Raw genomic sequence first — 18,468 nt, 5'->3', positions numbered from 1 at the left:
CCTGACCAGTTGCAAGAGGCGTGGGGGCGGGATGTAAAGATTGATTGCAGTAATGAAAAGCATTGTCAAAAACCCGCAAGTTTCTCTCCATTGATTGATCCAGACTGCAACTTTCGGAGAACACATAGCCTCATTCAATAAAAAGTACCCGGAGCCTAATGATGTTTAGCCAGCTCACCGTTGCGAAACGCCTTGCCCTTGGCTTTGGTCTGATTCTGTCGCTGATGATTGCCATAAGTCTGGTTGGTAATCATCGGGTCGGTTTTATCGACAGGACCCTGACCGACGTGGGTGATGGCGCCGCCGTGAAGCAGCGCTACGCCATTAACTTTCGGGGCAGTGTCCATGACCGGGCAATAGCCATTCGCGATGCAGTACTGGTTGAGAACGACCGGGAGCTACAACGGCACCTCGCGGACATTGAGCGTCTTAAGGGGTTCTATCGGGATTCCGCCGGCCCGATGGATAGGATGTTCCGGGAAGAAGGCGCTAACAGCCGGGAAAGGGAGCTCCTGGCAGCGATCAAAGAGATCCAGCGCAGGGCCCTGACGCTGACCGGCGACCTCCTCGAGCTTCGCCTGGCGGGAGAGATCGACCAGGCCCGGGCATTTCTGCTCAGCGATGTCTCTGGCGCTTACTCGGAGTGGTTGAAACGGGTAAATGCCTTTATTGATTACCAGGAAGAGGTGGTTACAGGTGGCGTGGATGAGGTTCGCGAGGCAGCGAGTACATTCAATGCGTTGAACCTGGCCGTCACCGGTCTCGCGGTGGTTCTGGGTGCCCTGGTGGCACTGGTGATCATTCGCCGATTGAAGAAGATTCTTGGCGGTGAGCCCGAAGACGTTGCCCGGGCCATTCGTCAGCTGGCCGATGGTGAGTTGGACCAGGAGCTCCGGACACGGTACCCGGATAGCGTGATGGGCGCGCTGCAGGACACTGTGGAGCGATTGGGCGGCATTATCCGGGAAGTAGGGTCTGCCGCTGAAGAGCTCTCCACTTCCTCCTCTGAACTTGAAAGCACTTCGGATAACAACAGCCGACAGATACGTCTCCAGGCGACCGAGGCGGAACAGATGGCCACGGCGGTGAACCAGATGGCCGCCACGGTGAACGAAGTGGCGGGTTTTGCCGCCAGCGCGGCAACCGCCACCCAGAAAGCCGACATCGAAGTGGAGAGCGGTAATCGCGTGGTGCAGGAAACCGCGGCCTCCATCGGAGAGCTGGCGGAAACCCTGGAGCAGGCAACACAGACTGTGCAGCGCGTGTCCCAGGACAGCGCCAATATCGAAAAGATCATCGAGGTGATCAACGCCATCGCCGAACAGACCAACCTGCTGGCGCTGAATGCTGCGATCGAGGCGGCACGCGCCGGCACCCATGGACGAGGATTCGCTGTCGTGGCCGACGAAGTACGGTCGCTGGCATCGCGGACCCAGGATTCCACCCGGGAAATTCAGGAGATGATTGGAAACCTGCAGGCGGGCGCCGGCCAGGCGACCGAGGTTATGGAAAGCAGTCGGGAGCTTGCCCGCACCACGGTGGACAAGACCAGCGAGGCGGAAGCTGCTCTGGCCCGGATTCGTCATGAGGTGGGTGCCATCAACGACATGAATGCCCAGATCGCCAGTGCCTCGGAAGAGCAGAGTTCCGTTGCAGAAGAAGTTAACCGCAATATCAGCCGCATCCATGATGCCACGGTGGAGACCTCAGCCGGTTCCGAGCAGGTGGCCGGGGCAAGCCGGGATCTGGCCGTGCTTGCCGGTCAGCTGCGTTCGCGGGTCAGTGTGTTCCGGTTCAAAGGCTGAGGCCGGAGATCAGCAGTGCCAGGGTCGCCAGCAGCACCGCGACGTTGGTGCCGAGGAGAGAGTTGAGCTGTTCGGGGCGGTTGAGCGCGCCGGGCAGCTTGACGCTTATCCAGATCGCTGCCGGCAGAGGCGCAAACGCGAGAGCGGTCCACAGCGGTAACCAGCCAATCCAGATCGCCGAGCCCAGAATCCCAAAGCTGCCCAGCAGCAAAAGCGCAACCAGGCGGGTGGCGGCTTTCTTTCCAAGAGTAATCACCAGATGTCGGCGCCCGACTTTCCGGTCCGCGTCGGCATCCGGTATCTGATTGATCAGCAGCAACTCACTGACGAGCAGCAGGCCGATGGTGGAAACGGTAAGGGCCGTTGCGTCCAGCCGGGCCCCAAGGGCAATCAGACTGCCCAGAATCATCACCGGTCCGAACCCCAGCCCCGGAGCCAGCAGGCAAATCAGCGGCGAACGGGTAATCCAGCGGGTATACGTGAGCACCAGCACCACGCCGGCCGCGCCGAGCACCAGCATTGGCAGGCCCCGGAGCCAGAGAAAATACAACCCGATTGCGACAACCAGTCCCAGTGTGCCAAAGGCGGCCAGCAGGACTTGCCGGGCGGCGGTGGGAACCTCCGGCAAGGCACCACTGCCGCCGGAGAATGGCGTGCGACGGGTAATCAGATCCAGCCCGGAGGCAAAGTCTTCGTACTCATTGAGCAGATTGACGGCGGCATGGGCCAGCAGGGCGCCAATCAGGACGAGCAGGGTATTGAGCAGGGCCGGAGGCTCGCCCTGGTGCCAGGCTACCGCCACGCCAAGGCCGGCACACAGCGGTGCGAGTACCAGGAAATTGGGTCGGGAGGCGCGCACCACCGCAACGGTTTCAGACATCGGGTCCTTCCTCGGCTAACAGAGCGGTTAGTGGGGCAGATGCTCAGACGTAGCCGGCGGCAAACACCAGACCGAGCACAACCGGCATAACCACAAGACTGCCCAGATTGCTCAATAATACCAGCGAGGCGACCTTGTGTGGCTCCTGCCGATACTGTTCCGCCACCATGTAATTGAGTACGGCCGGAGGCAAGGCTGCAAATACCCACAGCGCCGCCACCTGCATCCCGGGAAGATCCAGAACCGCAATCATCGGCCATGCAAGGATCAGACCGCTGGCGGGACAGGCGATGGCGCCCAGCATACCCAGTTTCCAGTCACTGAAATCGATATCAAGCATGCGCACGCCAAGGGCAAAGAGCATCAGCGGTATGCTCACACCACCGAGCATGTTCAGGGTTTCCAGCAGCCATTCCGGCAGGGTCACGCCCCCGAGATTGACCGAGAGCCCGGCAATACTGGCAAATACGATGGGCAGCTTCAGGCGTTTTACGATGGAGGTATGGGGGGCGAGCATGTACAGCCCCACCGAAAAGTGCAGCAGCATTTCCACGATGAATAGCACAATGGCCGCCGGCAGGGCCTCATCGCCGAAGGCCAGTACCAGCAGCGGAAGACCCATATTGCCGGAATTGTTAAACATCATCGGTGGCAGAAAGGTCTTCAGGTTCAGCTTCAGAACCCTGGCCAGCGGATACAGAACAATTCCTGATCCGAGCACAACCACCGTGGCGGCCAGTGCAAGCTGGGCGTAGTTCTGCAGCGGAGCCTGCTGGTCAGCAAGAACAGCGAAGACCAGCATGGGCACAAACAGTTCCATGTTGAGAACGTTCAGTCCCTGGATGTCGGGCGTCCGGTAGCGGCCATAGAGTGCGCCGCAACCGGCGATCAGAAACACCGGCAACATGGTGGACAGAATCTGGCCAATCATTGAACAGGCTCCGGGGAATGTTTGGAAGTTTTTATTGGATAAACCGTTAGGTTCGCAAGTATCGCCCTGCTTGGGCAAGTGTTTATCGACGATGTTCGACCAAAGCCGGATATGGACACGGTGGCGACATCGGCAGCCGACGGTTGCGATGGCCGTTCGGGCCCACCACAATACCGTTTTCCAATGTTGTTATCTGCCCTGGAGAGTCCCTGTGTCCAGCCCGTTTGATCAGCCGGTTTCCCGGGAACACACCTGTTCCGTCAAGTTTGATGCCCGCAAGGCGGTTTTTGGCACCGAGGATGTTATCCCGGTCTGGGTGGCCGATATGGATTTCGCGGCACCGGAGGCTGTCACCCGTGCGTTGAGGGAGCGGGCGGAACATCCGGTTTATGGCTACACCCTGTTTCCGGACAGTCTTTACCAGTCGATGATCGACTGGTTTGCCAGTCGCCATGACTGGGAGATCCGGCGCGAGTGGATACTGATGGCGCCCGGCGTGGTGCCATCGATCAACGCCGCGTGCATGGCCTACGCGGGACCCGGTGAGGGCGTCATCATCCAGCCGCCGGTTTATCCGCCGTTTTTCAGTTCGGTGCGGCACAGTGGCCGGGTGGTGATCGAAAACCCCTTGGTGCCGGAGGATCCGGACACCGGAGACCCGGGCCACTACCGCATGGATCTTGATCACTTGGAGCAGTGCGCAGCCCGCCCCGATGCCCGGATCCTGCTGCTGTGCTCGCCCCATAACCCGGTTGGCCGGGTTTGGTCGGAGGAAGAACTGACGGCGGTGCTGGATATTGCTCGCCGGCACCGGCTGGTGGTGGTCTCCGACGAGATTCATTGTGACCTGACCTTCACGGATAAACCCCGCCACACCATGCTGGCGAAGCTGGCCGGTCCTGAAGATGCACTGGTAACGGCGGTCGCACCGAGCAAGAGTTTCAACATGCCCGGCCTCGGCCTGTCGGCTCTGGTTATTCCCGATGCGGACCGGCGCAAGGCAATGAAGGACGTGTTTGAATCCATGCATCTGCCCCAGTGCAATCCGTTCAGTATTGCCGGGTTTGAGGCCGGCTACCGCCATGGTGCCCCCTGGCTGGACGATCTGATGGCCTATCTGCAGGCCAGCCGGGACTATGTGGTGGAGGCTGTTGGCCAGCGCCTGCCCGCCATTCGCGTGTCCGCTCCGGAGGGCACCTATCTCATGTGGCTGGATTGCCGCGAACTGGGGCTTGACGATGCCGGCCTGAAACGCTTTTTTGTCCGGGAAGCCCGTGTGGGCATGAACCCCGGACTCTCCTTTGGCGACCCGGGCAGTGGCTTTATGCGCCTGAACATCGGCTGCGCCAGATCGGTTCTGGAAGAGGTCATCGGCCGCATTGAAGCGGCTCTCTAGTCAGTTGCCCGTTCCTCGTTACTGTTGGCCTTCCAGGGAACAATGATCCTCCACCAGTTGCCAGCGAGGAGGCTTGTTCATGCCGGGCATGTCACCATTGGTTGCCCGGATAGCCTCCCAGATCTGACCGCCGTGGGTGACCAGGCTGCCAACCGTGTAGCTTCTGGAAAATAGCCACGGGTCCGGTCTTACGCACATGCCGGAAGACGTCTCGCCCCGTTTGCTCTTGCCAACGGATTGGCCGGCCTCGGTGCCTTTCTGGCCGTCTCCGGTCCGGGTTTGGTCAACCGGTTGCTTACGGCCCTCGCAGTCCGGCACAGAATCCAGTTCTTTCCAGTCGAACGTAATGCCGGGCTCCAGGCCCTCGTGCAGTTCGCGGGACTCATACCAACTGCCTTTGTGAAAGACCGCTGCACCGGCTGGATAATAGCGGGTAGGCACCCACTTTGACTCTTCGGGATCACAGGGTTCCGCTGCAGCCGGCGCCGACAGGCCAGCGGCCAACAGGACCAGAACCAGGCAAAAGAAGCGGTGAGAGTTTCCTGGCACAGGTTTAATCATGGGGGTCTCCTTTTGCTGAGCGTTCCGGGGTTGGGTAGTGGGTGTGTTTCCGGGTCTGCGTGGCCAGCACCAGCCCGGCCAGGATCAGTGCCCCGCCGATAACATGAAACAGCCCGAGGGATTCGGCCAGGAAAATGCCGGCCAGAACCGTGGCAAACACAGGGGTCAGGTACATAAAGATGGCCGCCCTGGCCGGACCAATTTTATGCACACCGTGGTTCCAGAATCCATAGGCCAGGATCCCCGGGAAGATGGCGAAGTACAGCAACGGCATGGCGGTGCTTTGCGACAGCTCAAAGCCACCAGAGAAGAACAGCAGATCCGTCAGATAGAAGGGCAGGACGACCAGTGTGCCGAGGAGAATCTGGGTGGTCAGAAACGTTAGTGCAGGCAGTGGTACGGCCTGCCGTCTCAGTAGCACCGAGAACAGGCCCCAGCTGAACACCGCCGCCACCATGATCAGATCCCCCGGCTGGGCCTGAAGGCTGGTGAGCACCGAGAGATCACCGCGGGCAATCACGGTAACGATGCCGGTGATGGCCAGTGCGATCCCGAAGGCCTGGACCGGACGGGTGCGGTCGCCTAGGAGAATCCAGGCCAGCAGTGCCACAAAAATGGGGATGGTGGCGTTGATCAGGGCAATGTTGGTCGCGGTGGTTGTGGTCGCCGCCAGGTACAGCAGGGTATTGAACGCCCCCACGCTGAAGGTCGCCAGGGCCAGCATGGAACCGAACCGCTGGCGGATAACGTCGCGGTGGCGCCAGATACCCGGCAGGCCGAAAGGCAGCAGGATGGCCAGGGCGATTACCCAGCGCCAGAACGACATGGAGAGCGGCGGAATGTTCTCTACCGTGCCCCGGGCGACAACGGCGTTGCCGGCCCAGAACAGAGGTGTAAGAACCAGCCCGATGTAGGCCAGGCCGGGAATTCGTGACAAGACTCCGGCGTTCTCGGAAGACACAAAGGCTCCTGTGGGGTTGGTGAGGCCCGAAAAAAGCCTAGCATACTACTCTCCGGGAACTTCTGCCTCCGTACCAATGTGGTAGGCGGCAAAACCGGCCATCACTACCTGGTCCACGGCCATACCGATAACCCGGCCATCGGTGGTAGACCGGATGGGGTGCTGGGCATTGGTGATCGGATCGGAGACGTAACCGAGAATCTCTCCTTCCGATACGTTTGCCCCCAACTCAATTTCGCTGAACAGAATCCCGCCGTGGTCCGCGCGGATCCAGTCGGAATCGTAATAGACAGGCTCCGGATCGCCCCATACGAACATCCGGGAGATCATGCCCTGACGCTCCATCAGACTGGTGAGGCTGTTCACGCCGGCGCTGATCTGGTGTTGCTGGATGCGGTGGGATTCTCCGGCCTCCAGGGTGACGGTGCGAATACCGGCTTCCACAGCGGCCGTGCGCAACATGCCACCAGAACCAGAGCTGTGCACCACCGCCATGCGATCAAAGCCCCGGGTGAATTCCGCCACGTCCGGGTTGTTCATGTCGGCACGAAGTTGCGGCAGGTTGGTGCGTTTCAGTGAGCCGGTGTGGATGTCCACCAGCATGTCGCACTTGCGAATCACGTTCTCGAACAGTGAGTGGGCAATCCGGTCGGCCAGGCTGCCATCGGGGCTGCCCGGGAAATGCCGGTTGAGATCCCGGCGATCGGGCAGGTAACGACTGCCCTGCTGGAATCCCGGCAGGTTCACAATCGGCACACCCACGACCGTACCCGACAGCTTCTCCGGGTTCAGGTCATACATGGTCTGGCGGATGATCTCGATGCCGTTCAACTCATCCCCGTGAACAGCACCGGTGAGGCACAGCGTCGGGCCGGCGTTGATACCGTTGACCACCAGAACCGGGGTTGTCTGGGACAGCCCGGCAATCTGGATGCCGGGGGTCCAGGCCAGGCGGGTCGAGGTACCGGGCAGAACATCATTGTCCAACAGCGTGAAGACCTCGCCTTCGCGAATCTCGGGCTCCGGCTCGGGTTCGGCCACCGCTTCGGTTGCCATGACCTCGGATTCTGCGGCATCTGCATCGGTATCAGCGGGCGCTGAAACCTGTGCCTCCGGTGGCGGCGCAACCTGCTTGAGATCGATGTTCGGGGCTACCTTGCGGGAACCGGCCGAGGGCGTATCGATACCGGCTCCGCCCTGTGGGACTGCCGGCTGACGGGCTTTGTTGTCCTTCCCTTTGGTCTGCAGGGGGGCCGACTGTTCAACGTCTTCGACGCTCTCGTCCTCGGCCAGTTCCGCGATCAGCACTTCGGATTTTTTGCTGGCCTTTGCCGAATCGGTTTCAGCCAGAACAGGTGCAGACAGCCAGGGTATGACCAGGCCAATAAGCAGGATCCGGGGGGACGGTTTTTGAAGCCGCTCAAACAGCATATTTCCTCACGGTTCGTCAGTGTGCGCTCAAGGATAGAGTGCCTCTGGCGGTCATGAATACTGCTGTGACAAAGGTTTAATGCCACTTTCATGAAATCCGGCCAAGTTATAACAAAAACAGTTATACGCCGGAAAAGTGATTAAAAATATGGGTGTTTTGCGAAATCCCGTGTGCTTTCGTTACTCCCGCGTTAGCTGTCGTGTACGACATGCCACAGATCTTCCTCCCGGAACGCCCTGTGCTCGGCCTCCAGTTTCAGCAAATGCGCCAGGGCTGACCGTGCCGCAAGGCCGTGGATGGCGGCCGGAACATCGTCATAGGCTTTTGCGGTAAGAGCTTTCAGATCCACTGGAGCCAGGGCTTCCAGCGCACGGGCCACCTTGTGCTCACGGGACAGACGGTGGGTGATCAGGAAATCGATGACGGCCTCGGGATGCCCCATCAGGAAGCCGTGTGCCGGCGCAATGTAGCGAATGGATTCGGCCAGCAGCTCGTAGAGCGACTCGATGTAGGCCTTCATGTCGCCGTCCGGCGGATTAATGACCACCGTTGAGCCCTGCATGATGTGGTCACCGGAAAACAGCAGCTTCTGGTCGACCAGCAGAAAACACAGATGGTTCGAGGCATGACCCGGGGTATGAAGCACCTTCAGGAGCCCGGCTTCGGTCACAATCAGATCACCGTGCTCCGGTTCATCATCGGCCCGGAAGGTCTGGTCCTGGCCGGCACCCGGGGGCGCCGGCCAACCGAACACCCGGCAACCGGTGCGCTCTTTCAGGGCCGCAACCGCCGGCGAATGATCCTGGTGCGTGTGGGTAACCACAACCTGATCAATCACCCCACCGGTCACCTCCAGAATTCGCTCGATATGGGACTCGTTGGCGGGGCCGGGGTCGATCACCGTGAAGCGTTCATGGCCCAGAATGTAAGTGTTGGTCCCTGGCCCGGTCATCATCCCCGGGTTGGGCGCCGTCAGCCGGGTGACACGGGCCGCGACCTCAACCGCCTCTCCGGGATTAATCTCCGCCCGGGTCGAGCCTTCACCTTCCGGATCCAGCTTCGCGGCCTCATCATAGGCCGGCGCTCCCGGCTCCAGCGTCACCGGCTTACCCTTTTTGACCGCCGGCCAGGGCTGGTTGGGGTAGGGCTCGGGCGGGTTGGCGTGGGCATAGCGCATCAGCGCATCGGTGGTCTCGAACCCGTTCAGCACCCGCAACGTCCGAATCGTTGGCAACCCCAGCAACCGCTGGCCGTTCCGATGATCCTCAAGGGCCTGTTCCGGGCGGATCCAGACATGATCGATGGTTTCGATACCGTCGTGCCCGGCCAATTGACCTTCCGGAGCGGGCGTCACGAAAAACCGTGTATCGAAACGCCTCGGCGGCCCCGGCGGCGTAATCCAGTGGCCGAGATAGGCAAGCCTGTCCAGCGGAAGCGCCAAGCCGTGCTTTTTGCACAGACTGGCCAGAGACAGATCGCCGTCGAACACCGACCTCCGATCCGCATGGGCCGGATGATCCCCGGATATCGGGTTGCCCTGTTTATCCACCGCAACCAGAACCCCGGACTCCTCAAAACACTCCCGAACCGCCGCCAACATATAGTCCGCGCCGCCTTCATCGACACTCATGGTCTGACTGATCTCGGCGTCTCCGGGCCCGATAATATGGTCCTGCCCGTGAGTCTCGTTTTCCTCGACTCGCCCGCCAGGGAATACAAAATAGCCGGGCATAAACACGGCGTCCCAGGTGCGTTGCAGCAGCAGGACTTCAAGGCCTTCGGCTGTATCTCGAACCAGAACCAAGGTGGCAGCAGGGCGAATATCCATAAAACTCCATCTTCAAATATTTATTGTCAGTGCGCGGGAGTGATACGAACGATGGCAGGGAAGGGCTTTCCAAAACTGTCTGTCGCCAGGGATGGCGACAGTCAAGCGTCACATGGACGTGCCGCAAGGAGCGTGTTTTGGAAAGCCCTTCCCTGCCGTCGCTCCACCAAAACCATCGGCGCGGAGGTCTCATAGCAAGATAACCGATTTGGGACTGGGCGTCTTGAGATGAACACTAAAGTCGAACAGCGTATGATTTGCCCCAAGATACCCAGTGAAAACAGGAACCCCCGTGGCCCGAATCAAACTCTCCTTCCCGGACGACGTCTTCTGCTTCGAAACCAGGATGCCCGTCAGAATCACCGACATCAACGGCGCCAACCACCTCGGCAACGACGCCCTCATCTCCATGCTCTCCGAGGCCCGGGCCCAGTTCCTGGTCAGCTATGGCATTCAGGAAGCCAGCAAGGACGGCACCGGCATTATCGTCACCGACCTGGCCACCATGTACCAGTCCGAGTCCTTCTTCCCGGAAATGCTGCGCTTTGAAGTGGGTCTGATGGACTTCAACAAGTATGGCGGGGATTTCGTATTCCGGGTCACCAAGGCCGAGAGCGGCCAGCCGGTGGCACTGGCCAAATACGGATTCGTCTTCTTCAACTACCACCGCAAGGAAGTGGTGCCGGTACCCGAGAGCTTCCGCTCACGCTTTGCCTGAGGCGAGCTCCGCCTTCAAACGCGTCATGCCGGCCCGGTAGAAGCTGTAAGCCATGGCGCCGGCGAACAGATTGCCCACCAGCGCACCACTCATAAGGCCATAGACCCCGTTGATCTGGCTACCGATCCAGAGCAGGGGCAGGAAGCACAGGAACAGGCGCAGGGTGGACACCAGCAGGGCCCGCATCGCCAGTCCGAGGGCATTGCACACCGACACCATCAGCATGCACACGCCCAGACCGCTGTAGCTCAGCGGCACCCGCACCAGATAACCGGCGAGAACCTTCTGAACATCACTGTCGCTGGAGAACAGTTCCGACACCAACCCGGAAGCCACCACCCAGGTCAGGCCGATGGCCAGCTGCCAGACCACCACAAACCGGACCGCAAGGCGCACCAGTTTACGGATCTGCTCGATATCCCCGGCACCCAATAACCGGCCAATCATCGGCGGCATCGACATGGTCAGGGCCAGCACCACCACAATTGAGAAAAACTCCAGACGGGTGCCCAGGCCCCAGGCGGCAACGGCGGCGGAGCCGAAGCCGGCCACCAAGGCTGTCGCCAGCATGGCCGAGACAGCCGGCATCAGTTGGCTGACCATGGCCGGAGCCATGATGCCATTGAGCTGTTTCAGGGCCTTCCAGAGGGCAAGCTCGCGCAGGTCGAACCGGATCCAGTGGCGTTTCAGAAGTTTCGGATAGATCACCAGACAGCCGATTCCGAACGAGGTAATGGTCGCCCAGGCGGCGCCGGGCAGTCCCCAGCCGAAAACAAAGATGTAGAGCGGGTCCAGGGCGATGTTGGTCAGGCTCGTGGCCACCATCATGTACCCCGGCAATTTTGTGTCACCGTGGGAGCGACACACACTGTAGCCGAAATAGAGGAATGCCCCGGTCCAGGCGGCCATCAGCCAGGGAACCCAGTACTGCCGGATCAGGGGCAGTAGTGAGTCTTCGGCGCCGAGCGCGGTCATGATGGGCCCCTGCAGAAACCACAGAGCCACGCAGATGACAAAAACGAGGCTGCCGCCAACGGTAATGATCAGGCCTCCCAGACGGTAGGCGCGCAGTTCATCGCCGGCACCCAGGGTGCGGGAGACAATCGCGGTGGTCGCAATCCCCAGCCCCACCTGAAGGCCGATGATCAGTTGCTGCATCGGCAGGGTGAAGCCCAATGCCGCCAGCGGGTCCCGGCCAAGCTGACCCACGAAGGCACTGTCGGCCAGCTGGAAGGTCATCAGGGACAACACGCCGAACAGCATGGGCCAGGTCATGCTGTAGAGCTGGCGGGCCAGGGATGGGTTCTGGGTGGTGGTCTGCACGGGGTGTTGTGGGCCTTCGGTTTGGCTTGGGGGCGAGATTCTAACAGGTCTGGCTTTCGGTGTTAGCAAAGGTGCCGGAACGACTTACCAGGAGACGCCGTGAACCCATCCCTGGGGGCTTGGCATTGCCATCCCTGGCAATGCACACTCCTGGTAAGTCGTTCCGGCACCTTTGCCCGGATCGTTGGTGGTGTTTCCAACTGCCAGATTTTGAATTTGAGGGCTTAAAGCGCCTTCAACGCCGCATCGTAATCCGGCTCGTTCTTGATCTCATCGACCAGCTGGCTGTGGACGACCTTATTGTTTTCGTCCAGTACAATCACTGCCCGGGCGCAGAGACCGGCCAGGGGGCCGTCCTGAATGGCAACGCCGTAGTCTTGCTGGAAGCTGTAGTTCCGGAAGGTGGAGAGGGTTTCGACGTTTTTCAGGCCTTCGGCGCCGCAGAATCGGGCGGCGGCGAAGGGCAGGTCAGCAGAGACGACCAGGACCACGGTGTTGTCCAGGCTGCCAGCCTTTTCGTTGAATTTCCGGGTGGAGGCGGCGCAGACGCCGGTGTCGATGCTGGGGATGATGTTCAGGATCTTGCGCTTGCCGGCCCAGTTGTCGAGTTTGACTTCTTCCAGGCCGCTGTTGGTCAGGGTAAAGGGAGGCGCGTTGTCGCCTGTTTCGGGAAATTTGCCGCTCAGTTCAATGGGATTGCCGTCCAGGTTAACGCTGCTCATAGTCTTTGCTCCTCGGTGTCTGGTTTAGAGTGTTAAGTACTCTGTGTAGACCACTTTGGATGATTTTGCCTTAATTGCCGGTCGCGCCTTGTGGCTCGAAACCTTTCGCAGGATAACGCTGAACCAGTACCAGATAACAGCCCGTGGCGATGGCGGCGCAGGCTGCAATGATCAGGGCCATGACCAGAGAAGTGCCATCGTGCAGGTGGCCCACCAGCATACCGGCGACGGCCGCAACGGCCATCTGGGTGAAGCCGAACAGGGCCGAGGCGGAGCCGGCCATGGTGGGGAAGTTCGCCAGGGCGCCGGCCATGGTCTGGGGCAGGACCATCCCGGTGCCGATCATGAACAGGGCTTGGGGCAGGATAACCGCCCAGACGTTGAACACTTCACTAAGGGCCAGCACGGCCATCAGACTGCCGCCAGCCACGGCGATAATCAGGCCGCGCACCAGGATCTGGTCCGGCAACAGACGACGGCCGAGACGGACGGCGGTCAGGTTGCCGACAATATAACCGGCCACCATGCACGCAAAGTAAAGACCGAACTGTTCTGTTGGCACGCCCAGGAAATCGATCAGGACGAACGAAGAACCAGACAGGAACGCAAACAGTCCGGAAAAGATCAGGGCATTGGTCAGGGTATAGCCCAGGAAGCTGATGTCCTTTGCGATGATCCGATAGTTACGCAGCAGACTGCAGAGCTTCAGCGATTGGCGATGTTCAGGCCGCATCGGCTCGGGAATGCCGAAGGCCACCACCAACGCCATGACCAGGGCATAGCCACCCAACGCCAGGAATACAGAAGCCCAGCCAAGGCTGGCGGTTAGCAGACCACCAATGGTCGGCGCAACTGCCGGCGCCAGGGCCATGATACTGGCCAGGATGGCAAGGATCTTGGCGGCTTCGCGGGGCGTGTAAATATCCCGAATCGCCGCCCGACCCAGGACCGGGCCGGCAGAACCACCAAGCGCTTGCAGGAAACGGCACAGAATCAGCGTTTCGATGTTCGACGCCAGGGCACAGCCAATGCTGGCAATGGCGAAAAGCACGAAACCACCAATCATGATCGGCTTGCGACCAAAGCGATCTGCCAACGGACCGCAAATCAGCTGAGCAATGGCAAAGCCGACCATATACAGACTCAGCGTCAGCTGAACCTGATCGGTACCGGTGCCAAAGTCTGAACCAATCTGAGGCAGTGCCGGCAGATACATGTCCGTTGCCAGCGGCCCAAGGGCCACAGCGGCGGCAAGAAGTATCGTTGTCCAGACACTGGTCAAAGTCAGCATGTGTTTCCTAATGCGTTTTCAGAGAGTTACCGAAAGAGTAACGACAGGTCAGGTTGGGAAAGGCTTTCCAAAACTGTAGAGGGCCAAGGATGGCCCGAAACAAGCGCACATGGATGTGCTCGTAGCGTGTTTTGGAAAGCCTTTCCCAACCTGGCCGACCGCCGAGTAATGGCAGTCTAGGTGAGAGGAGGTAAGAAGATAACGCCAGCAAAGCTCATACAACCTATGAGCAAAACTAATTGATTAACTTTTAAGACCGTTGAGGGTAGCGGCAACGGCATTCACCTGGTTGCGCAGCCACTTGTGGGCGGGATCGTTCTGATTGCGGCGGTGCCACAGCATTAGCAGGGTAAAGGGTTTGAAATCAAAAGGTAGCGGAACCCAGGCGAAGTCCCGGAGTAAGTGTTTGCTCATGCCCTCCGGGGCCGTAGCAAGCATATCTGTTCCGCGGAGGAACTCCGGTAGGCCGGAGAAGTTGGAGACCGTCACCACATTGCGACGAACCAGACCACGGGTGTCCATGGCGGTTTCCACAGTCGGTTTTTCGCCGGTGGCGAACAACAGGGCAATGTGGTCTGCCTTAAGGTATTCCGGCAGATCCGCTGGCGGTTTCCGGTGTTCAGGATCATAGAACACCACCATGCGATCGGCCATCAGGCCCCGCTGCATAATGTCCGTCGCCTCCGGCGCGTGGGGAGAAATCACCAGATCACAGACATCCTTCCGCAAAAGGTCTGCCCGAGGAATGCCAGATGGAATCACCTGAAGGCTGATGCCCGGAGCTTCCTGCCGCAACGTTCGCACCAGGCCCGGCAAAAGCAGGTCCCGCTGGTAGTCATTGGCAGCAATCGTGAAGGTGAACTCTGCCGTGGCGGGACTGAACGGCGGGCCCGAGGACAGCGACTGCAGGTCATCCAAAATCTGGCGGATATGGGGCCCGGCCTGAAGTGCGTAGCGGGTTGGCACAATGCCGCGCCCGGACTTCACGAACAGGGGGTCGCCCAGGGCCTGGCGCAGACGTTCCAGCGTGTGACTCACCGCAGACTGGGTAACGCCCAGCCTGACTGCCGCGCGGGACACGCTGCCTTCATCAAGCACCGCCAGAAAGGTGCTGAGGGCCCGGAAATCCAGGTTGAATGTATCAATCGGGTTCATGAATGGCAGTGTAACCCGATGCCTGCGGTGGCGCTACGGCGCCTCGCGGGATTCGTTTGCCTGAATGAATGTTCCAACAGCCTCTGCCAGATCGTCGAACCAGGGGTTGTAAGTCAGCCGGCTGGTATACACCGGACGCTCCGTGTCGTGCCAGGCACTGAACCAGAGATCTTCCTCCGGCAACTGCCGGCAACCCTCCAGAGAGATGTTATTCGGTTCCAGGCATCGCTGCAGTGGCGCGCCCAGGCCGTAGAGTTCGTTGTCTGGCGCAATCAGCAGGGACTGATGAGAGAATTCCAGGATATTGGCATCAGGCAGATAACTGCTCAGGAAACGGATGCGCTCATCGGCCTGAGCGACCGGCCAGGGTTTACGGGTATCCCGAAAGATCATCATGGCATTCCCGGGATTGCTAAACCGCTCCCGGAATTGCGTGACCAGATACTCGAGATTGATCACCGAGTCGGCCTCCGTGGCGGCCAGGAACAAAGGCATATCGAGGCTTTCCTTCTGGATTATCCGGCTTTGCGCCGCCGATATAACGTCGCCGATCTGACTGCCGGCGTTGAAGGAAAACGACTCGTACTTCACCGGATTAAGTTCGGGCTCCTTCTCTACAAAATCAGCAAACACGTCGGCGATGGGCGCCAGCCAGAGGTAGTCCCGCAAACCGTTAAGCTGCCAGGCCGGTGCAACCGCAATCAGACCCGCCGGTCGAGGACCGGTCTCTGAAAGCGCGTAATCTGTGGCCAGTGCCCCGCCCAGAGAAAAACCGCCAATAAACGCCCGATCCACCTCCTGCGACAGGGCAATAAAGTGATTGCGTACCTGTTCGCGCCAGACCTCGGCGCTGGCCGTCACCATATCGCCGGGCCGGGTGCCATGTCCCTGCAGCAACAGCGTCCGGACTTCAACGCACTGATCCGCCAGGTAACGGGCCAGATCCCGGAACACAAAGGGTGAATCGCTCAGGCCGTGAACCAATAGGATCCCGGCACGATCCCCGGAGCTGCAACCCGCCGCCGGTGCCAGCCGGTACGGCAGGTTCCACTGCACCTGCTGCTCCCGCTCAAACCCGTAAACCGGCACCAGATTGGTATCGACATAGGCTTTGACAGATTCCACGTAGCGGTCGAAGTCGGTAACCGGCTCGGCGCCCAGGGTTGAGGGCCCGGGGCTGTAGAGTTGAGTGCTGGTGGCGCAGGCGGCAGTGGCGGCCAGCACCAGTAAAACAAGTAAAGTCCTGAGGATAGTCATAGCCGGCGTGTGGGTTTCGCCCCTTTGGTCATTACTGTCGTCATTGCTGACTGTGTTGAGTGATCGTTCAAATCTCGATACTGTGACTGCAGTATACGACCCCGAACCCCCTTCCGGATGAGGAGCCCCACCGATGACCATGACCCTCGCTTTCGACGTTTACGGAACCCTGGTTGACCCCATGGGCATGTCCCGCCTGCTGGCGGAAGACGCTGGTGACAGGGCAGAGGGCGTAGCCGCGTTGTGGCGGGAGAAACAGCTGGAATTCTCGTTCCGCAAGGGCCTGATGAAAGTCTACGAAGATTTCGGTGTCTGCACCCGCCAAGCTCTGCGCTACGCCATGGCAACCCACAAACTGACCCTGTCCGAAGAGCACGAAAACGCCCTGATGGCGGCCTACCTGTCTCTGCCCGCGTTTGACGATGCCTTGCCGGCGCTGAAAACACTGAAAGGGCAGTATCCGCTGTTCGCGTTTTCCAATGGCGGTTATCCGGCACTGGAGAAAGTGCTCGGGCACAACGACTTGCTCGACCAATTTGAGGGTCTGGTATCGGTAGACGATATCAAGAGTTTCAAACCCGATCCTGCCGTTTACACCTATGCCCGGCGTGCAACCGGTTCCTGGGAAAAGCCCCTGTGCCTTGTGTCCAGTAACGCGTGGGATGTAATCGGAGCCCGAGCTGCAGGATTACTCGCAATCTGGGTTCAAAGAGATCCGAACAAGGTGTTTGAAGATTGGGGTATTCAGCCGTCTGCTGTAATCAACAGTCTTTCAGAACTAGAGGCAACCTTGAAGAACCTCTGATGCCAGCGGAGGCGGGTGTTGGGGTAGGCTTTCCAAAACTGTAGAGGGCCAAGGATGGCCCGAAACAAGCGCACATGGATGTGCTCGTAGCGTGTTTTGGAAAGCCTACCCCAACACTCGCCGGCAAACTCCAAAGCATCCCAAGCAGAAAACTCAGTCCGACCGCAAAGCCAACCACTCCGCCAACTCCAGCCAACTCTGACGAGGCGCCTTGCTCCCGGCAAGGATGCCCATATGGCCACCCGGCACAACCCGGAACGTCTTGTCCGTAGAGCTCACATGATCCATCACCCGCTTGGCCGCACCCGGCGTCACGAGCGTGTCGTCGCCCCCGGCGATGGCCAGTAAGTTGGCACTCACATTGTCCAGCCTGGCAACATCCTCGCCGATCTGTATTTCCCCTTTGGACAACTGGTTGTCGATCCAGACCCGCACCACCGTGTCCTGAATGATCCCGCCGGGGTAGGCCACCATACGGTCCAGAAACGCCGATGTGGTGGCGTGACTGGTGACAAACTCCCGGTCACCCAGACGGATGATCAATTCCCAGTAACTCATCACGCTGGCAATCGGATTGGTCAGCTTGAACCCGATGGTATTGGCCCAGCCGGGGGTATGAAACCAGTGAGGTTTCACATCGTGAAGCCGGAACCCGGTGCGTTTCCGCACAAACCCGGCCACATCCGCCATGCGCTGATTCACAAGCCCCAGGATCCCGGATGCATGGCTGTCGATCGGCGAGCCCAGCACAATGGCATTGCGCACATGTTGATCGTTGCTGAGCGCGGAATAGAACAGCGTGAACATGCCACCCATACTCCAGCCATGCAGCGACAACTCCTGTTCACCGCTATGCTCCCGAACCCGGTTCAGGTAGGCCGGCAGCAACTCGGCCACATAGGTATGCAGGTTGTAGTGACTGTGTTCCCGCGTGGGCATGCCCCAGTCGATCAGATACACCTCAAATCCCTTGGCACGCAGAAACCGAACCAGACTGCGCTGGGGAAACAGATCGTAGATCAGCATATTCACCGCCAGGGGCGGCACGATCACAATCGGTGTCTTATGGGCCGTGCGCTCAACCGCAATGGTCTCGCCTTCCAGCTCGATGAAATCCTCGGCCAGTGGTGGGTAGTAACGCAGGCTGACCAGACCATCGGTATACAGGGTTTCAAACGGCGTCTGCCCGGCCTGCACCAGACTGGCGGCCCGGAACACCCGGTCGAAAGCGTTGCCGGCATAAAGGGCCGTTTGCCGGGTAACGCCTGCCGCCCGGTCAGCGGCGGATTTGAAGAGATTGGGCATGGGAATGTCCATGGAGAATTTGACGCTCACTATACGGATTACCGAACTTCTACTGTCCCGTCTCGCAGGCCAGACATCGAGATTATCCATGGTGAGGC

General features: G+C 59.8%; 16 protein-coding genes. 4 read left to right on the top strand and 12 right to left on the bottom strand.

Going from position 1 to position 18,468, the window contains the following annotated elements; genetic code table 11:
• Positions 1 to 161 precede the first annotated feature (161 nt).
• Positions 162 to 1,805 carry a methyl-accepting chemotaxis protein gene (locus ACP86_RS08320; RefSeq protein ID WP_053113292.1) on the top strand — a complete coding sequence of 548 codons (1,644 nt, stop codon included), beginning with the start codon at positions 162 to 164 and terminating at the stop codon, positions 1,803 to 1,805.
• Here ACP86_RS08320 and ACP86_RS08315 read toward each other — a convergent pair.
• Both ACP86_RS08315 and ACP86_RS08310 read right to left on the bottom strand, forming a co-directional pair.
• Positions 1,795 to 2,685: a prenyltransferase gene (locus tag ACP86_RS08315; protein WP_053113291.1), complete on the bottom strand. Its 891-nt coding sequence runs from the start codon at positions 2,683 to 2,685 to the stop codon at positions 1,795 to 1,797. The two genes, ACP86_RS08320 and ACP86_RS08315, sit on opposite strands and share 11 nt — an antisense overlap.
• A 43-nt stretch (positions 2,686 to 2,728) precedes the next feature.
• Positions 2,729 to 3,616 (bottom strand): AEC family transporter, encoded by an 888-nt coding sequence (locus ACP86_RS08310; protein WP_008172703.1) that lies wholly within the window; start codon positions 3,614 to 3,616, stop codon positions 2,729 to 2,731.
• Between the two features lie 211 nt (positions 3,617 to 3,827).
• Between ACP86_RS08310 and ACP86_RS08305 the strand changes: the two genes are divergently transcribed.
• Complete coding sequence (locus ACP86_RS08305) at positions 3,828 to 5,012, top strand: MalY/PatB family protein (protein ID WP_053113290.1); 1,185 nt, start codon at positions 3,828 to 3,830, stop codon at positions 5,010 to 5,012.
• A gap of 18 nt (positions 5,013 to 5,030) precedes the next feature.
• Here the strand turns inward: ACP86_RS08305 and ACP86_RS08300 are convergent, their stop codons facing one another.
• The 4 genes from ACP86_RS08300 to ACP86_RS08285 form a co-directional block, all read right to left on the bottom strand.
• Positions 5,031 to 5,573 carry a carbohydrate-binding protein gene (locus tag ACP86_RS08300; protein ID WP_008172708.1) on the bottom strand — a complete coding sequence of 181 codons (543 nt, stop codon included), beginning with the start codon at positions 5,571 to 5,573 and terminating at the stop codon, positions 5,031 to 5,033.
• Positions 5,566 to 6,534: a DMT family transporter gene (locus ACP86_RS08295; protein WP_053113289.1), complete on the bottom strand. Its 969-nt coding sequence runs from the start codon at positions 6,532 to 6,534 to the stop codon at positions 5,566 to 5,568. The genes ACP86_RS08300 and ACP86_RS08295 overlap by 8 nt, the downstream gene beginning before the upstream one ends.
• A 45-nt stretch (positions 6,535 to 6,579) precedes the next feature.
• The gene (locus ACP86_RS08290; RefSeq protein WP_053113288.1) at positions 6,580 to 7,965 is read right to left on the bottom strand and encodes a succinylglutamate desuccinylase/aspartoacylase family protein; all 1,386 of its coding nucleotides are present in this window, start codon (positions 7,963 to 7,965) and stop codon (positions 6,580 to 6,582) included.
• Positions 7,966 to 8,156: 191 nt separating this feature from the next.
• On the bottom strand, positions 8,157 to 9,794 hold the full coding sequence (locus tag ACP86_RS08285; protein ID WP_053113287.1) for an MBL fold metallo-hydrolase: 1,638 nt from the start codon (positions 9,792 to 9,794) through the stop codon (positions 8,157 to 8,159).
• Between the two features lie 292 nt (positions 9,795 to 10,086).
• On the opposite strand from ACP86_RS08285, the gene ACP86_RS08280 reads away from it, so the two are divergent.
• Entirely contained in the window at positions 10,087 to 10,512 is a 426-nt protein-coding gene (locus tag ACP86_RS08280; protein ID WP_008172718.1) for a thioesterase family protein, read from the top strand.
• On the opposite strand, the gene ACP86_RS08275 is transcribed toward ACP86_RS08280, so the two are convergent.
• From ACP86_RS08275 to ACP86_RS08255, 5 genes are all read right to left on the bottom strand, one after another.
• A complete protein-coding gene (locus ACP86_RS08275; RefSeq protein WP_227507848.1) occupies positions 10,498 to 11,835 on the bottom strand; it encodes an MATE family efflux transporter in 1,338 nt (445 codons plus the stop codon). The genes ACP86_RS08280 and ACP86_RS08275 overlap by 15 nt on opposite strands.
• Positions 11,836 to 12,059: 224 nt before the next feature.
• Positions 12,060 to 12,557, bottom strand: a complete 498-nt coding sequence (gene tpx, locus ACP86_RS08270; protein WP_053113286.1) for a thiol peroxidase — start codon at positions 12,555 to 12,557, stop codon at positions 12,060 to 12,062.
• 70 nt (positions 12,558 to 12,627) lie between these two features.
• Positions 12,628 to 13,848, bottom strand: a complete 1,221-nt coding sequence (locus ACP86_RS08265; protein WP_053113285.1) for a Bcr/CflA family multidrug efflux MFS transporter — start codon at positions 13,846 to 13,848, stop codon at positions 12,628 to 12,630.
• 243 nt (positions 13,849 to 14,091) lie between these two features.
• Positions 14,092 to 15,003 carry a LysR family transcriptional regulator gene (locus tag ACP86_RS08260; RefSeq protein WP_008172727.1) on the bottom strand — a complete coding sequence of 304 codons (912 nt, stop codon included), beginning with the start codon at positions 15,001 to 15,003 and terminating at the stop codon, positions 14,092 to 14,094.
• A gap of 33 nt (positions 15,004 to 15,036) precedes the next feature.
• Positions 15,037 to 16,260, bottom strand: a complete 1,224-nt coding sequence (locus ACP86_RS08255) for an alpha/beta hydrolase (RefSeq protein ID WP_053113284.1) — start codon at positions 16,258 to 16,260, stop codon at positions 15,037 to 15,039.
• Positions 16,261 to 16,393: 133 nt separating this feature from the next.
• On the opposite strand from ACP86_RS08255, the gene ACP86_RS08250 reads away from it, so the two are divergent.
• Positions 16,394 to 17,065: a haloacid dehalogenase type II gene (locus ACP86_RS08250; protein ID WP_053113283.1), complete on the top strand. Its 672-nt coding sequence runs from the start codon at positions 16,394 to 16,396 to the stop codon at positions 17,063 to 17,065.
• Between the two features lie 153 nt (positions 17,066 to 17,218).
• Here ACP86_RS08250 and ACP86_RS08245 read toward each other — a convergent pair whose 3' ends face one another.
• Complete coding sequence (locus ACP86_RS08245) at positions 17,219 to 18,370, bottom strand: alpha/beta fold hydrolase (RefSeq protein ID WP_053113282.1); 1,152 nt, start codon at positions 18,368 to 18,370, stop codon at positions 17,219 to 17,221.
• Between the last annotated feature and the right edge of the window lie 98 nt (positions 18,371 to 18,468).

The organism is Marinobacter sp. CP1 (assembly GCF_001266795.1).
GTDB classification, from domain to species: domain Bacteria; phylum Pseudomonadota; class Gammaproteobacteria; order Pseudomonadales; family Oleiphilaceae; genus Marinobacter; species Marinobacter flavimaris.
This window is presented reverse-complemented; position numbering and strand designations above follow the sequence as displayed.

Excerpts from the sequence above, each read along its gene's own strand:
- ACP86_RS08320 (WP_053113292.1), top strand. The coding sequence starts at position 162 with ATGTTTAGCCAGCTCACCGTTGCGAAACGCCTTGCCCTTGGCTTTGGT.
- ACP86_RS08315 (WP_053113291.1), bottom strand. The coding sequence starts at position 2,685 with ATGTCTGAAACCGTTGCGGTGGTGCGCGCCTCCCGACCCAATTTCCTG.
- ACP86_RS08310 (WP_008172703.1), bottom strand. The coding sequence starts at position 3,616 with ATGATTGGCCAGATTCTGTCCACCATGTTGCCGGTGTTTCTGATCGCC.
- ACP86_RS08300 (WP_008172708.1), bottom strand. The coding sequence starts at position 5,573 with ATGATTAAACCTGTGCCAGGAAACTCTCACCGCTTCTTTTGCCTGGTT.
- ACP86_RS08290 (WP_053113288.1), bottom strand. The coding sequence starts at position 7,965 with ATGCTGTTTGAGCGGCTTCAAAAACCGTCCCCCCGGATCCTGCTTATT.
- ACP86_RS08285 (WP_053113287.1), bottom strand. The coding sequence starts at position 9,794 with ATGGATATTCGCCCTGCTGCCACCTTGGTTCTGGTTCGAGATACAGCC.
- tpx (WP_053113286.1), bottom strand. The coding sequence starts at position 12,557 with ATGAGCAGCGTTAACCTGGACGGCAATCCCATTGAACTGAGCGGCAAA.
- ACP86_RS08265 (WP_053113285.1), bottom strand. The coding sequence starts at position 13,848 with ATGCTGACTTTGACCAGTGTCTGGACAACGATACTTCTTGCCGCCGCT.
- ACP86_RS08260 (WP_008172727.1), bottom strand. The coding sequence starts at position 15,003 with ATGAACCCGATTGATACATTCAACCTGGATTTCCGGGCCCTCAGCACC.
- ACP86_RS08255 (WP_053113284.1), bottom strand. The coding sequence starts at position 16,260 with ATGACTATCCTCAGGACTTTACTTGTTTTACTGGTGCTGGCCGCCACT.
- ACP86_RS08250 (WP_053113283.1), top strand. The coding sequence starts at position 16,394 with ATGACCATGACCCTCGCTTTCGACGTTTACGGAACCCTGGTTGACCCC.
- ACP86_RS08245 (WP_053113282.1), bottom strand. The coding sequence starts at position 18,370 with ATGCCCAATCTCTTCAAATCCGCCGCTGACCGGGCGGCAGGCGTTACC.